The following is a 12,041-nucleotide window of genomic DNA, read 5'->3' as shown; positions in this document are numbered from 1 at the left end:
TCCTACGCCTGGCGAGGACCGATCCGATCAGAACCTGGCCGTTGCCTGAACCACTACGCCGATGATTCGGCACGCGTCGGTGTAAAGGGCTTTCGGATACGTCGGATTGAGCGGGACCAGGTAACGCTGCCCGCCCTCTTCGATCAGCTTGCGAAAGGTCGCCTCGGTGCTGTCCGGCCATTGGGCGATCACCAGTTTTCCGGGCTCCGGCACAATGGCCGGGTCCACCAGGATCATCATCCCCTCGGCGATACTGACGCCACTCGGTGCGGTCATCGCATCGCCCACCACATTCAACCAGAACGCCGCGCCTTGAGCGTGGTAATCGGTCAGTTCGAATCGCGCCTTGTCATACACTGTCGGCTCGCCGTCGCGCACCTCGCAGGATTCTCGCCAGTCGCTGACCGGGTAACGGAAGTACGGGTTGTACTTTCGCACCAGATCCTGGCTTTCCTCCTTCGACGTGTCCGGCTCGCGGATGACCATCGCCACTTCGAGAAAATCCATGCCCAGCGCGTGTAACACGCGGTTCATGTCATCGATGCCCGGCTGGCGACGTTTGTTCAGCCAATGGCCGATGCCGCCCTGGGACATTCCGAGGCGCTCGGCGAGTATCTCTTGAGTGACATTGAGTTCACTCATCTTGGCCTTGACCAATTCAATCCATTTATCCATGTGCGGCACGATACGTGGGCGCCTCCGGCCGTCAAAACACAAATTGTAGTATTAAAATCCTCGTCACAAATACAGTTCGTACTAGGATTGGATCACGGATCTGAAATCTATCACGGAGCTTGCCATCGCCATGACCATCCCCAGCAACGACCTGCCCGACCTGCAAATCGATACTTCCCTCACCTCGCCAAAAGGTTCGGCCGCCGCACAGCGGGCGCTGGATTATTACTTGAAACCAGCTGTGTCAGAGGAGCTGGAAGAAGAGCGTTTTTTTGAGGTGAACCGCAACGTCAGCAGCGAGGAAGCGCTGGTGCGTGCTTCAGACCTGTTGCGCTGCGCTGCCGCCACGGCGTCCGAGTCGGCGAACAATCTGCACGGGGTCCACCGAGACCTGGCGTTTTCAACGGTGCACATGATCGATATGGCCAAGGCGTTGCTGGATCGATCCCTGGACGGGGAACATCACGTGTAAGAAAAGGAGGGGTAATTTCGAGGGCGCGAAAAGAATTTTCCAATCGCGCGGATAAAATCATTTGACTTGCAAACGAGAATGATTATTATTGCATGCAGCTGGTCGCGAGATCAGTCGATTGTCCAAGTGACCTTAGGTCGGTCCCCTGGACTATCTCCTCATCAGGCTAATCACGGTTTTTGACCCGGCTTTTTGCCGGGTCTTTTTTTTGCCAGTTATTCTGGCTTGACCTTCAGGCTAATGAAGTCTTTACGTGCTGCAAATTCGATGGCGCGGATAATATCAAAAGAATATCTGTTGGCAAGAGAAGCCTGGCAACATTGGCTCAAACCAACGAAAAATAGCACTTGAGAATCAATTGCACAGCCTCTAAGCTGCGTCGGCGTCAAGGAGGACGCCCCCCCGCTACACACCGCAATTTCCCCCGGTTTTTCCCCTCCCAGCGTGTAAAGTAGCAGCCATAAAAATCATATTCAGGAATCGACTATGACCGTGGCTAAATCCTCTTTCAGCATCAGTGCAAATTTCGACAGCGGCAATATTGAAGTGCTGGATATCAGCAATCCGTTGCAAGCACTGTTGTCCATCAAGCCGGATACCCGCAGCCAGCATTTCCAATGGTTTCACTTCAAGGCCAGCGGTTTGCACGTCGGACAGGAACACTGGTTTCGACTCAGCAATGCCAGCAGATCCTCGTACAACAAAGCCTGGGACGGTTATCAGGCAGTGGCGTCCTACGACCACGTCAACTGGTTCCGGGTGCCGACCATCTTCGAAGGCGACTGCCTGCGTTTCAGCCTCGAAGCCACGGCCACCAACGCCTGGTTTGCCTACTTCGAACCCTACAGCCGTGGCCGCCATGACTGGTTGATCGAGCAGGCACTCACCAAGGCCGGCACCGAACTGCTGGCCACCGGCAAGAGCGTTGAAGGGCGTGACATTCAGCTGTTACGCAAAGGCACCGGCGCCGAAGGTCGGCGCAAGGTCTGGATGATTGCCCAGCAACACCCCGGCGAGCACATGGCCGAGTGGTTCATGGAAGGTGTGATCGAACGCCTGGAAAGGCACGACGATCCCGTCCTGAACAAACTGCTGGCCAGCGCCGATTTGTACCTGGTGCCTAACATGAACCCGGACGGCGCCTTCCACGGTCACCTGCGCACCAACGCCATGGGCCAGGACCTCAATCGTGCCTGGCAGAGCGCCAGTCAGGAAATCAGTCCGGAAGTCCTGTTCGTTCAGCAGCAGATGGAAAAATATGGCGTCGACCTGTTCCTCGATATCCATGGTGATGAAGAAATCCCTTACGTGTTCACCGCCGGTTGCGAAGGCAACCCTGGCTACACGCCGCGGATCGAAAAGCTGGAAACTCACTTTCGCGATCACTTGAAGCATTTGACCAAAGACTTCCAGACCAAACACGGCTACACCCGCGACGAGCCGGGCAAGGCCAATATGACGCTGGCCTGTAACAGTGTCGGGCAGAAGTTCGATTGCCTGTCGTTGACGCTGGAGATGCCGTTCAAGGACAACAACGACGCGCCGAACCCGCTGACAGGCTGGTCGGGCAAGCGGTCGAAGCAGTTGGGCAAGGATGTGCTGACGACCATCGCGGATATGGTCGATACCTTGCGCTGATCGCAATCAGGATCAAAAGATCGCAGGCTACGCCATCGCCTACAGAATCGCATTTCCCCCTGTAGGCGCTGGCGTAGCCTGCGATCTTCTGATCGTTTATTCGGCCGCGATCCGCACGCAATCCTCCGGCCCCAATAAACGCCCGTCCTCGGCGCGCAACTCCAATGCCCGCACCGGTCGACCGTTGGCTCGGTCAACCACACGCGAGTGCGCCTCCCCGTCCTCATAAAAGAACGCCTCACCCCACTGCCGCAAACCGATGATCAGCGGGAATAACCCTTTGCCCTTCTCCGTCAGCACATATTCCTGATACGCGCTGCCATCCGACGCGGGCACCAGATCGAAAATCCCGTGGGTCACCAGCGTACGCAATCGCGCCGAGAGAATGTTCTTCGCCATACCCAGGCTGCGCTGAAACTCGCCGAACCGACGAATACCGTCGAATGCATCGCGCACGATCAACAACGACCACCAATCGCCAATGGCATCCAGTGAACGGGCGACCGGGCATTCGGCGCTTTGCATGCTTGTGCGTTTGGCCATGACTGCGCCCTCGAAAACAAATGTGGTTGCAATATAAAACCGGTTTACCTACCGTACAACTGGTTTTATTTAGAAACCACTTTAGGAGCCCGGCATGAAGCCCACTCAAACAACACTCAACACCGGCGTTGTACTGCTGTTCGCCGTCGCCTGCGGTCTGGCCGTCGGCAACGTGTATTACGCGCAGCCGTTGCTCGATGCCATGGCCGAGGCGTTTGCCATGGACCCGGCCATCATCGGCATCGTCGTCGCGCTGACTCAGGTCGGTTATGGCGTCGGATTATTGCTGCTGGTGCCCCTCGGCGATCTGCTGAACCGTCGACGCCTGATCGTCACGCAAACCCTGCTGTCGGCACTGGCCTTATTGATGATCGCGTTAGCCTCGAACAGTGCCTGGCTGTTGATCGGGATGACGTTGACCGGATTACTGGCGGTGGTGACACAAGTATTGGTGGCGTACGCCGCGACATTGGCCATCCCGGCGCAGCGCGGGCGCGTGGTCGGCGTGGTCACCAGCGGTATCGTCGTCGGCATTCTGTTGGCGCGGACAGTGGCCGGCGGCATGGCTGATCTGGCGGGGTGGCGGTCGATTTATCTGTTGTCGGCGGGATTGACCCTGGTGATGGCGTTGCTGCTGTTTCGCGTGCTGCCGAAACACGAGAACACGCAACCCGCCAGCTCTTATGCAGCGTTGCTCGGTTCGGTGTTCACGTTGTTCAAGGAAGAACCGGTACTGCGTCAACGGGCGATGCTCGCGTTGATGACCTTCGCCAGCGCCATGGTGCTGTGGACACCCATGGTGTTGCCGCTGAGCGCCCCGCCGCTGTCGTTGTGCCACACGCAAATCGGATTGTTCGGACTGGCCGGTGCTGCCGGCGCGCTGGCCGCCGCGCGCGCCGGGCATCTGGCCGATCGCGGTCTGGGGCAATGGACCAGCGGATTGTCACTGTTACTGATGCTGGTTTCCTGGCTGCCGATCGCCCTGACCCAATCCTCGTTGTGGGCCTTGTTGCTGGGGGTGATTACCCTCGATCTTGGTTTGCAAGCCGTGCACGTGACCAGCCAGAGCATGATCTACAGCGTGCGCCCCGAAGCCCAAAGCCGCCTTACCGCGGGTTACATGCTGTTCTATTCGATTGGCAGCGCGTTGGGTTCGATCGGTTCGACGGCGATGTATGCGTGGGGCGGGTGGCTCGGCGTTTGCCTGCTGGGCGCAGGCATCAACGCCGTGGCATTGGTCTATTGGTGGCGAACGCTGACCTTCAAAACACCGGAACCCTGTGGCGAGGGGGCAAGCCCCCTCACCACAATGGATTTCGGTAGATCAGATCAACCGCGATCCTTCCCCCGCAACATGCTGTCGAGCACGTCATCACGCCGCACCCAACCATGAAACAACGCCGCCGCCAGATGCAGCAACACGGTCAGAAACAGCAGATACGCCAGATACCCGTGCGCCTTGCGCAGGAACGCAAACACCTGTGCATTGGCCGGCACGATCGACGGCAGTTGCAACGAACTGCTGAGCATCACTGGGTCGCCTGCCGCCGAGATCATCGCCCAGCCGAGCAGCGGCAGGATAAACATCAAGGCGTACAGCAAGACATGCGAGGCCTTCGCCGCCAGCGCCTGCCAGCCCGGCAAGTCTGCCGGGAGCGGTGGTTGCCGGGTAGAAAAGCGCACGCCGAGGCGCACGATCACCAGCAATAGAATCGCAATGCCCAGCGGTTTGTGCAGATGGATCAGCCATTGATGACGCTCTGATACAGAAGCGACCATGCCCGCACCGATGAACAGCATGGCGATGATCATCAACGCCATCAGCCAGTGCAGCAGTCGCGCCAGTGGCGCGAAGTGGTTCGGTTGGGCGCTCATTGTTGAGCCTCCTGTTTAGCGGCAGGCAATTGGCTGACTTCGCTGGTGCGGCGCAAGTAGGAACTGGCATAACCGGCTGAACGAGCAGCGAGCAACGGGTCGTCGGAACCTTCGATACCCGCGGGCAAGACCAGCGGGTCGTAGTTGATGTCCCGGCATTCGCCATTGAGTTGCGGCTGGGTGCTTTCGAGCACCAGCGTGCCGGCGTTCACCACCTTGCGACCCTCAGGCCAGGTTTTGCTGGCGTCGTTCACCGGATCACCGGGATCGGCCAGCGTGATCTTGAGCTGCCAACGCAACGGTCCTGCGGCGATCCGCTGAACCAGGTCTTTTTCGAGGAAATCACCGCCCTCCGGCGCCGTGGCGCCTGCGGCATCCTGGACCACCGGCACCATGCTCCAGCGCACCGCTTGCCGTTGCCCGGCAGCGTTGACCAGGTAAAACGCATTGACGCTGTTGTAGGTTTCCGTCACGTAGCTGGCGGACGGCTTGGCGGTTTTGATCCAGGCCAGGAACGGCGCGGCTTCCGGGTGCGAACCGAAGAACGCCGGCACCGCTGTCGGGTTCGGTTTGCCGGTGGCCGGGTCTGGCGACTGGGCCTGCTGCAGTTGGTAGAACGCTTCGGGCGTGCCCACCGGGAACACCGGCATGCTGTTCATCCCGGTGCGCCACTGCTGGCCGTTGGCCTGGGTGAAACGCAACGCGAGGCTGCGGATCGGCACGCTGCTGTCCGGCGCGTAAGGATTGCCGGCCGGCAACGCGAAACGCCCGACCACCGGGGTCCGCGCCTCATTGAACACCTGAGCGCTGGAATAGCTGCGCGCTTCACCGCTGCTCTCGAAATGCCCGATCACGCACACGCCTTTGGAGTGATTACGCCGGAACCCCGGGTGCACGCCATTGTTGGTTTCCAGCACGTTGATCAGTTTTTTCGGCGTCAGGCGCTGTGGGTCAAAGGTTCCGTTGACGTAGGCAAAAGCCCCTGCCACGACAGCGACCACCACGGCAATGCCGGCCATGCGCAACGTCAGGCTCGCGGCACTCAAGGGGGGCCGGGGGGGCGGTGATGAGCGATCTACCATGAAAGACTCCAGGGCCATCGGCCACAAGTGGGAAGAACCAGGCAGACGCACCCCGCACGGGTTTATTCCATCGCCCGGTATTTATTTTTACAGGCTTGGAATAATCTCGGACGCCGGGCGTCTTTCTAGTCCGAAGCGTAGTGACTAGTCAGAACTCCATGAATGATATCGACGAACAACTGAGTGAAATCATTCCCAGATTGCGCCGGTTTGCCGTGTCGTTGACGCGCAACCCCAGCAGCGCCGACGATCTGGTGCAGTCGTGCCTGGAGCGGGCGCTGTCGAGCTGGAGCGACAAACGCCCCGAGGGCGACTTGCGGGCCTGGCTGTTTTCGATTCTCTATCGGCAATTTCTCGACGCTCACCGACGCTCCCGGCGTTATGCACGGATGCTCGAATTCTTTACCGGACGTGACGATACCCAGCCGTCGGTAGAACGCACCGTGATCGCCCAATCAACTTTGCAAGCCTTCGATCAGCTCAGCACCGAGCAGCGCGCCTTGCTGCTCTGGGTATCGGTCGAAGGTCTGAGTTACAAGGAGGTTGCCGAAATCCTCGACGTTCCCACCGGCACCGTGATGTCGCGCCTGTCCCGCGCCCGCCAGGCCTTGCGCCAACTCAGCGACGGCGAAATCACCCGCCCTTCTCTACGGAGACTCAAATGATCAGCGTGCCTCCGAGCGAGCGTGACCTGCACGCCTATGTGGACCACCAACTCAATGATGATGACCGACGCCTGGTGGAGACGTTTCTGGCCGGCAACGTGGAAATGTCTGCACAGGTCCGCGCCTGGCAGCAGGACGCCCAGCAACTGCGCGCGGCCCTCAGCGGTGCGTTGCAGCAACCGGCCAACCCGGACCTCGACCCGGCGCTGATTCGCCAGCGCCTCAAGCGACAATCACGCCGTCACCTGGCCAGTGCTGCTGTGTTGCTGATCACGGTGAGCATCGGCGGAATCAGCGGTTGGAAGGCGCGGGAAATGACCCTCCTCAGCGCTGCGGCGCCGATGGCCGATGCGATGCAGGCTTATCGGCTGTTTGCCCAGCAGGGCTTTCTGCCGGCGGATTACAGGGTCAGCGATGACGGCGATATGCAGGGTTGGCTCGACCGTTATTTCACTCAGGCTCATCGCTTGCCGGACCTTTCAGGCGCAGGGTTCAAACCGGTCAGCGGGCGTTTGCTCAGTACCGAGCAAGGGCCGGCGGCGATGGTGGTTTACGAGGATCCGAGCGGGCATAAAGTCAGCTTCTACGTGCGCCCGCCGGGGCCGAAAAACTTCATGCTGCCGAGAGGCAGCCGCAGTGACGGTGAATTGCAGGCTGAGTATTGGTCCGGAAGCGGATACAACTATGCGATGGTCAGCCCGAGCGATACGCCGGCGGCGCAGATGCTCAAGCAAACCGAGCAATTCTGAACGCTACGCCCCCCTGTAGGAGCCGGCTTGCTGGCGATCGCGGTGTGTCAGTCGAGGATGATGTGGCTGATGCATCGCGATCGCCAGCAAGCCGGCTCCTACAACGTTATTCATCAATCAACCCTGCCCGAAGACCTGCGAAGGCCGGCGCAACAGCGGATCAAACGGATTGATCCGCGGCCCGATCAGCGCCGCTTCGCGCTTGAGCATGTCCACCACCGTCGGCAAGCGATCCGGCCCCAGCCGATCACTCACGGTGGCGACACTCAACGCCGCCACCGCACGCCCTTCACGATCAAGAATCGGCACCGCCACGCCGGCCATGCCCTGCAACACGCCAGTGTTGCGCCCGGCGTAACCGAGGGCGCGCACGTTCTCGACTTCCGAACGCAGGAACACCTCGTCATACAGGTGAAAATCCTTCAGCCGCGGCAAGTTGTAATGAATCACCGTGTCGCGTTCCTCTTCCGGCAGGAATGCCAGGATCGCCAGGCTGCCCTGGCCCACCCCCAGCGCCACCCGCCCGCCGATGTCGCCGGTAAACGTACGGATAGGAAACGGCCCTTCACTGCGATCCAGGCAGATCGCGTCAAAACCACTGCGCGCCAGCAAAAACAACGAATCCCCCAATGAGGCCGAGAGTCGCAGCAACGACGGCCGCACCAGCTCCCGCAGGTTTCCGGTGTTGCCGGCGCGCGCCGCCAGCGCAAAAAAATCCAGGCTCAGACGATAGCGTTTGCTGCGCACGTCCTGCTCGACCATCCCCTCGTCCATCAGGCTGCGCAGCAAACGGTGTGTGGTCGGTTGCGACAGACCGATGCGCTGGGCCAGTTGCGTCACCCGCTCGCCGCCCTCGACGGTGTCACCCAACGTGCGCAACACGGCGAACAGTCTTGAGACGGCACCGACGCCGACTTCATTTTTATTTTCATTCCGCTGAATGGAATCAGTCATGTCATTTCTCGAGGATTAATTTACTCACTGAATGAAACTGAAAATAACCATCGATTCAGTGAAATAGGCCATTGAGCCCATCCTAGTCTTCGTCCTAATCTGCGTCCACAGGGGCGATTCGAACAATAGCGGCAGCCGACCCAAGTCGAGCGCCAACGCACCCAGCAACACCTTTCGTATCTGCCCATACAAAAAAGCGCGACCTCAGGCCGCGCATAACAATCTCAGGTGGAGCGCAGTTATGGCTTTTGTGCAACTTGAAGGACTCGGCAAACGTTACGGCGAGATCGATGCCGTCGTGGCCACTAACCTCTCGGTCGAGAAAGGTGAGTTCGTTTCCCTGCTTGGCCCCTCCGGCTGCGGCAAAACCACCACCTTGCAAATGATCGCCGGCTTCGTCGAAGTCACCAGCGGACGCATTCTGCTGGACGGTCGCGACATCACCCACGCCAAACCCGCCAGCCGTGGCTTGGGCGTGGTGTTCCAGAGTTATGCGCTGTTCCCGCACATGACCGTCAAGGACAACGTCGCCTTCGGCCTGCGCATGCGCAAGGTGCCCAGCGGCGAACTGCAGCAACGCGTGGATCGGGTGCTGAAACTGGTGCGCCTGGATCAGCACGCCGAGCGTTACCCACGAGAACTGTCCGGCGGTCAACGCCAGCGTGTTGCCCTGGCCCGAGCGCTGGTGATCGAGCCGCCGGTGCTGCTGCTCGACGAGCCGCTGTCCAACCTCGACGCCAACCTGCGCGAAGAGATGCAGTTCGAGATCCGCCGCATCCAGCGCGAAGTCGGGATCACCACGTTGATGGTCACCCACGACCAATCCGAAGCGCTGTCTATCAGCGATCGCGTGGTGGTGATGCAGGCCGGGCGCATCACGCAGATCGACGCGCCCTACACCCTCTACGAACACCCGCGCACCGAATTCATTTCCGGCTTCGTCGGCAAGGCCAATCTGCTGCCCGGCGAGCGTGACAGTGCGGGCGTGGTCCAAGTGCACAGCGGCGGTGAGCTGACCCTCAGCCTGCGCCCGGAAAAAATCGATCTGCGGGAAAAAGATCACGGCCGTCTGCAAGGCAGGATCGTCAGCCGCTTCTTTCTCGGCAGCCAATGGCTCTACGGCGTCTCCACGACCCTGGGCGAACTCTGCGTAGTGCGCCGCAACGATGGCTCGGCGCCGATGAACGAAGGCACGGCCGTCGGCCTCGACTGGGACGCGGCGCTGCTGCGGGTGCTGAGTGTCGACGAGGTGTCGGCATGAGTACGCTCGTCGCACTTCGCCAGGGACGCCAGGGTTACCTGTTGTCGGCACCGGCGCTGACGTTGTACGTCAGCCTGCTGGTGGTCCCGCTGCTGCTGACGCTGGTGTTGTCGTTCAACGTTTTCGACTACAGCTCGGGCATCAACGGTGATGCCTACACCGTCGACCATTACAGCAGCCTGCTGGGTGACCCGTACTTCTACGAAATCTTTCTGCGCACCTTCTGGATCAGTGCCGTGACCACCCTGCTCTGCGTGGTGATCGGCGTACCCGAGGCTTACATACTCAGCCGCATGGGCGCGCCATGGCGCTCGATTTTCCTGATTCTTATCCTCACGCCGTTGCTGATTTCAGTGGTCGTACGCGCCTTCGGCTGGAGCCTGTTGCTCGGCGCCGACGGCCTGGTCAACCAGACCCTGCAGGCCTTGGGTGGCTCGCCGGTGAAGCTGCTCTACACACCGTTCGCGGTGGTGATTGCACTGGTCCACGTGATGCTGCCGTTCATGATCATTCCGGTCTGGACCTCGCTGCAGAAGCTCGACCCCGCCGCCGAGCAAGCCGCATTGTCCCTGGGCGCCAGTCACCTCACGGTGATGCGCAAAGTGGTGCTGCCGCAAATCATGCCCGGCGTGCTGTCCGGCACCTTGATTGTGTTCGGCCTCGCCGCCAGCTCCTTCGCCATTCCCGGCCTGCTCGGCGGGCGCCGCATCAAGATGGTCGCCACGCTGATCTACGACCAGTACCTGTCGGAGCTCAACTGGCCGATGGGCGCGGCCATCGCCGTCGCGCTGCTGTTGCTCAACCTGCTGATCATGCTGTCGTGGAACCGGATGATCGAAGGCCGCTACAAGAAGTCATTGGGATAACTCGTCATGTCCAAGAACGGTCCTTTCGCCCTGCTGTTCCATACCCTGGTGGTGGTGTTCATGTTGGCGCCGCTGGTGGTGGTCTGCCTCGTGGCGTTCACCCCGGAAAACACCTTGAGCCTGCCGACCACGGAGTTTTCCCTGCGCTGGTTCCGCGCGGTTTTCGAGCGTGCCGACTTTGTCGATGCGTTCTACAACAGCCTGATCCTGGCGTTCTGCGCGGCCAGTCTGGCGACGCTGATTGCGGTGCCGGCAGCGCTGGCGATCACCCGTTTCGAGTTTCCCGGACGGGACTTTTTCAACGGGCTGTTCCTGTCGCCGATCATCATTCCGCACTTGGTGCTGGGTGTGGCGTTGCTGCGGTTGTTTGCGCTGATGGGCGTCAACGGCAGCTTCGCCTGGCTGATTTTCGCCCACGTGCTGGTGATCACGCCGTATGTGCTGCGTCTGGTGCTGGCGTCGGCCATCGGCCTGGATCGCAGCGCCGAACACGCCGCGCAGTCGCTGGGTGCCGGGCGCTTTACGCTGTTCCGCCAGATCACCTTGCCGATGATTCTGCCGGGGGTCGCCGGTGGCTGGCTGCTGGCGTTCATCAACAGTTTCGACGAGGTCACGCTGTCGATCTTCGTCACTTCGCCGGCCACGCAAACCTTGCCGGTGCGCATGTACGTGTACGCCACCGAATCCATCGATCCGATGATGGCGGCGGTGTCGGCCCTGGTGATTGCGCTGACCGCGCTGACCATGATTCTGCTCGACCGGGTGTACGGCCTGGATCGGGTTCTGGTGGGTAAACAATGAGGGCGCCATGGCTCTGCTGAAACGACTGGCCGAAGGCGACCGCCCGGCCCTGGACTTTACCCTCGACGGCCAACCGGCCAGCGGGCTGCTCGGCGACACCGTGCTGACTGCGGTGCTGACCTGCAGCGAGCATTTGCGCGGCAGCGATTTCAGCGCCGAACCTCGCGCCGGATTTTGTTTGATGGGGGCGTGCCAGGACTGCTGGGTTCGACTGGGCGATGGCCGGCGGGTGCGCGCGTGTTCGACGTTGCTAGAAGCCGGCCAACACATCAGCCGCGAACCGGGGCGCACCCTATGAACACCTTTTCTATCTGCCGAGACGCTATCCCCTGTGGGACCGGGCGGCGGTCACAAAATCCGGGCGCGACCTCAATCAAATGTGGGAGCGGGCTTGCTCGCGATGGCGGTTTGTCTGTCAGCGCATTTGTTGAATGTGCCGGCCTCATCGCGAGCAAGCCCG

General features: G+C 60.5%; 14 protein-coding genes. 9 read left to right on the top strand and 5 right to left on the bottom strand.

What is annotated here, in order from left to right:
* Positions 1-27: 27 nt before the first annotated feature.
* Entirely contained in the window at positions 28-675 is a 648-nt protein-coding gene (locus FBY04_RS16780) for a LexA family transcriptional regulator (protein ID WP_084319852.1), read from the bottom strand.
* A 130-nt stretch (positions 676-805) separates the two neighbouring features.
* Here FBY04_RS16780 and FBY04_RS16775 point away from each other — a divergent pair, with 130 nt between their 5' ends.
* Both FBY04_RS16775 and FBY04_RS16770 read left to right on the top strand, forming a co-directional pair.
* A complete protein-coding gene (locus FBY04_RS16775; RefSeq protein WP_084319850.1) occupies positions 806-1,147 on the top strand; it encodes a DUF6124 family protein in 342 nt (113 codons plus the stop codon).
* Between the two features lie 486 nt (positions 1,148-1,633).
* Entirely contained in the window at positions 1,634-2,785 is a 1,152-nt protein-coding gene (locus FBY04_RS16770; RefSeq protein WP_145315836.1) for a carboxypeptidase family protein, read from the top strand.
* A gap of 96 nt (positions 2,786-2,881) precedes the next feature.
* On the opposite strand, the gene FBY04_RS16765 is transcribed toward FBY04_RS16770, so the two are convergent.
* Positions 2,882-3,328 (bottom strand): helix-turn-helix domain-containing protein, encoded by a 447-nt coding sequence (locus tag FBY04_RS16765; protein ID WP_145315835.1) that lies wholly within the window; start codon positions 3,326-3,328, stop codon positions 2,882-2,884.
* Positions 3,329-3,422: 94 nt separating this feature from the next.
* Between FBY04_RS16765 and FBY04_RS16760 the strand changes: the two genes are divergently transcribed.
* Positions 3,423-4,721 (top strand): MFS transporter, encoded by a 1,299-nt coding sequence (locus tag FBY04_RS16760; protein WP_256667003.1) that lies wholly within the window; start codon positions 3,423-3,425, stop codon positions 4,719-4,721.
* Here FBY04_RS16760 and FBY04_RS16755 read toward each other — a convergent pair.
* Positions 4,658-5,203 carry a cytochrome b gene (locus FBY04_RS16755; RefSeq protein WP_084319845.1) on the bottom strand — a complete coding sequence of 182 codons (546 nt, stop codon included), beginning with the start codon at positions 5,201-5,203 and terminating at the stop codon, positions 4,658-4,660. The genes FBY04_RS16760 and FBY04_RS16755 overlap by 64 nt on opposite strands.
* Positions 5,200-6,285, bottom strand: a complete 1,086-nt coding sequence (locus tag FBY04_RS16750; protein WP_145315834.1) for a catalase family peroxidase — start codon at positions 6,283-6,285, stop codon at positions 5,200-5,202. The genes FBY04_RS16755 and FBY04_RS16750 overlap by 4 nt, the downstream gene beginning before the upstream one ends.
* 158 nt (positions 6,286-6,443) lie before the next feature.
* Here FBY04_RS16750 and FBY04_RS16745 point away from each other — a divergent pair, with 158 nt between their 5' ends.
* Both FBY04_RS16745 and FBY04_RS16740 read left to right on the top strand, forming a co-directional pair.
* Entirely contained in the window at positions 6,444-6,950 is a 507-nt protein-coding gene (locus FBY04_RS16745; RefSeq protein WP_084319841.1) for an RNA polymerase sigma factor, read from the top strand.
* Positions 6,947-7,699 carry an anti-sigma factor gene (locus FBY04_RS16740; protein WP_145315833.1) on the top strand — a complete coding sequence of 251 codons (753 nt, stop codon included), beginning with the start codon at positions 6,947-6,949 and terminating at the stop codon, positions 7,697-7,699. Before FBY04_RS16745 ends, FBY04_RS16740 begins: the two co-directional genes overlap by 4 nt.
* A 117-nt stretch (positions 7,700-7,816) precedes the next feature.
* Here FBY04_RS16740 and FBY04_RS16735 read toward each other — a convergent pair whose 3' ends face one another.
* Complete coding sequence (locus tag FBY04_RS16735; protein WP_145315832.1) at positions 7,817-8,653, bottom strand: IclR family transcriptional regulator; 837 nt, start codon at positions 8,651-8,653, stop codon at positions 7,817-7,819.
* 241 nt (positions 8,654-8,894) lie between these two features.
* Between FBY04_RS16735 and FBY04_RS16730 the strand changes: the two genes are divergently transcribed.
* Genes FBY04_RS16730 through FBY04_RS16715 form a run of 4 tightly spaced genes read left to right on the top strand, consistent with a single transcriptional unit; the run spans position 8,895 to position 11,879 of the window.
* Positions 8,895-9,914: an ABC transporter ATP-binding protein gene (locus tag FBY04_RS16730; RefSeq protein WP_145315831.1), complete on the top strand. Its 1,020-nt coding sequence runs from the start codon at positions 8,895-8,897 to the stop codon at positions 9,912-9,914.
* Positions 9,911-10,780: an ABC transporter permease gene (locus tag FBY04_RS16725; protein ID WP_145315830.1), complete on the top strand. Its 870-nt coding sequence runs from the start codon at positions 9,911-9,913 to the stop codon at positions 10,778-10,780. Before FBY04_RS16730 ends, FBY04_RS16725 begins: the two co-directional genes overlap by 4 nt.
* Before the next feature lie 6 nt (positions 10,781-10,786).
* Positions 10,787-11,581 carry an ABC transporter permease gene (locus FBY04_RS16720; protein WP_008031926.1) on the top strand — a complete coding sequence of 265 codons (795 nt, stop codon included), beginning with the start codon at positions 10,787-10,789 and terminating at the stop codon, positions 11,579-11,581.
* Positions 11,582-11,588: 7 nt separating this feature from the next.
* Complete coding sequence (locus FBY04_RS16715) at positions 11,589-11,879, top strand: (2Fe-2S)-binding protein (protein WP_084319832.1); 291 nt, start codon at positions 11,589-11,591, stop codon at positions 11,877-11,879.
* Positions 11,880-12,041: the final 162 nt, after the last annotated feature.

The sequence above is a fragment of the Pseudomonas sp. SJZ080 genome (assembly GCF_007828295.1).
Lineage (GTDB): Bacteria > Pseudomonadota > Gammaproteobacteria > Pseudomonadales > Pseudomonadaceae > Aquipseudomonas > Aquipseudomonas migulae_A.
Note: the sequence above shows the minus strand (reverse complement) of the source record. Positions and strands in the feature narration are given on the sequence as shown.

Bases quoted from the DNA above. Each gene is read 5' to 3' on its own strand.
- FBY04_RS16770 (WP_145315836.1), top strand. From the start codon at position 1,634: ATGACCGTGGCTAAATCCTCTTTCAGCATCAGTGCAAATTTCGACAGC.
- FBY04_RS16730 (WP_145315831.1), top strand. From the start codon at position 8,895: ATGGCTTTTGTGCAACTTGAAGGACTCGGCAAACGTTACGGCGAGATC.
- FBY04_RS16775 (WP_084319850.1), top strand. From the start codon at position 806: ATGACCATCCCCAGCAACGACCTGCCCGACCTGCAAATCGATACTTCC.
- FBY04_RS16745 (WP_084319841.1), top strand. From the start codon at position 6,444: ATGAATGATATCGACGAACAACTGAGTGAAATCATTCCCAGATTGCGC.
- FBY04_RS16735 (WP_145315832.1), bottom strand. From the start codon at position 8,653: ATGACTGATTCCATTCAGCGGAATGAAAATAAAAATGAAGTCGGCGTC.
- FBY04_RS16720 (WP_008031926.1), top strand. From the start codon at position 10,787: ATGTCCAAGAACGGTCCTTTCGCCCTGCTGTTCCATACCCTGGTGGTG.
- FBY04_RS16780 (WP_084319852.1), bottom strand. From the start codon at position 675: ATGGATAAATGGATTGAATTGGTCAAGGCCAAGATGAGTGAACTCAAT.
- FBY04_RS16760 (WP_256667003.1), top strand. From the start codon at position 3,423: ATGAAGCCCACTCAAACAACACTCAACACCGGCGTTGTACTGCTGTTC.
- FBY04_RS16715 (WP_084319832.1), top strand. From the start codon at position 11,589: ATGGCTCTGCTGAAACGACTGGCCGAAGGCGACCGCCCGGCCCTGGAC.
- FBY04_RS16765 (WP_145315835.1), bottom strand. From the start codon at position 3,328: ATGGCCAAACGCACAAGCATGCAAAGCGCCGAATGCCCGGTCGCCCGT.
- FBY04_RS16740 (WP_145315833.1), top strand. From the start codon at position 6,947: ATGATCAGCGTGCCTCCGAGCGAGCGTGACCTGCACGCCTATGTGGAC.
- FBY04_RS16725 (WP_145315830.1), top strand. From the start codon at position 9,911: ATGAGTACGCTCGTCGCACTTCGCCAGGGACGCCAGGGTTACCTGTTG.
- FBY04_RS16755 (WP_084319845.1), bottom strand. From the start codon at position 5,203: ATGAGCGCCCAACCGAACCACTTCGCGCCACTGGCGCGACTGCTGCAC.
- FBY04_RS16750 (WP_145315834.1), bottom strand. From the start codon at position 6,285: ATGGTAGATCGCTCATCACCGCCCCCCCGGCCCCCCTTGAGTGCCGCG.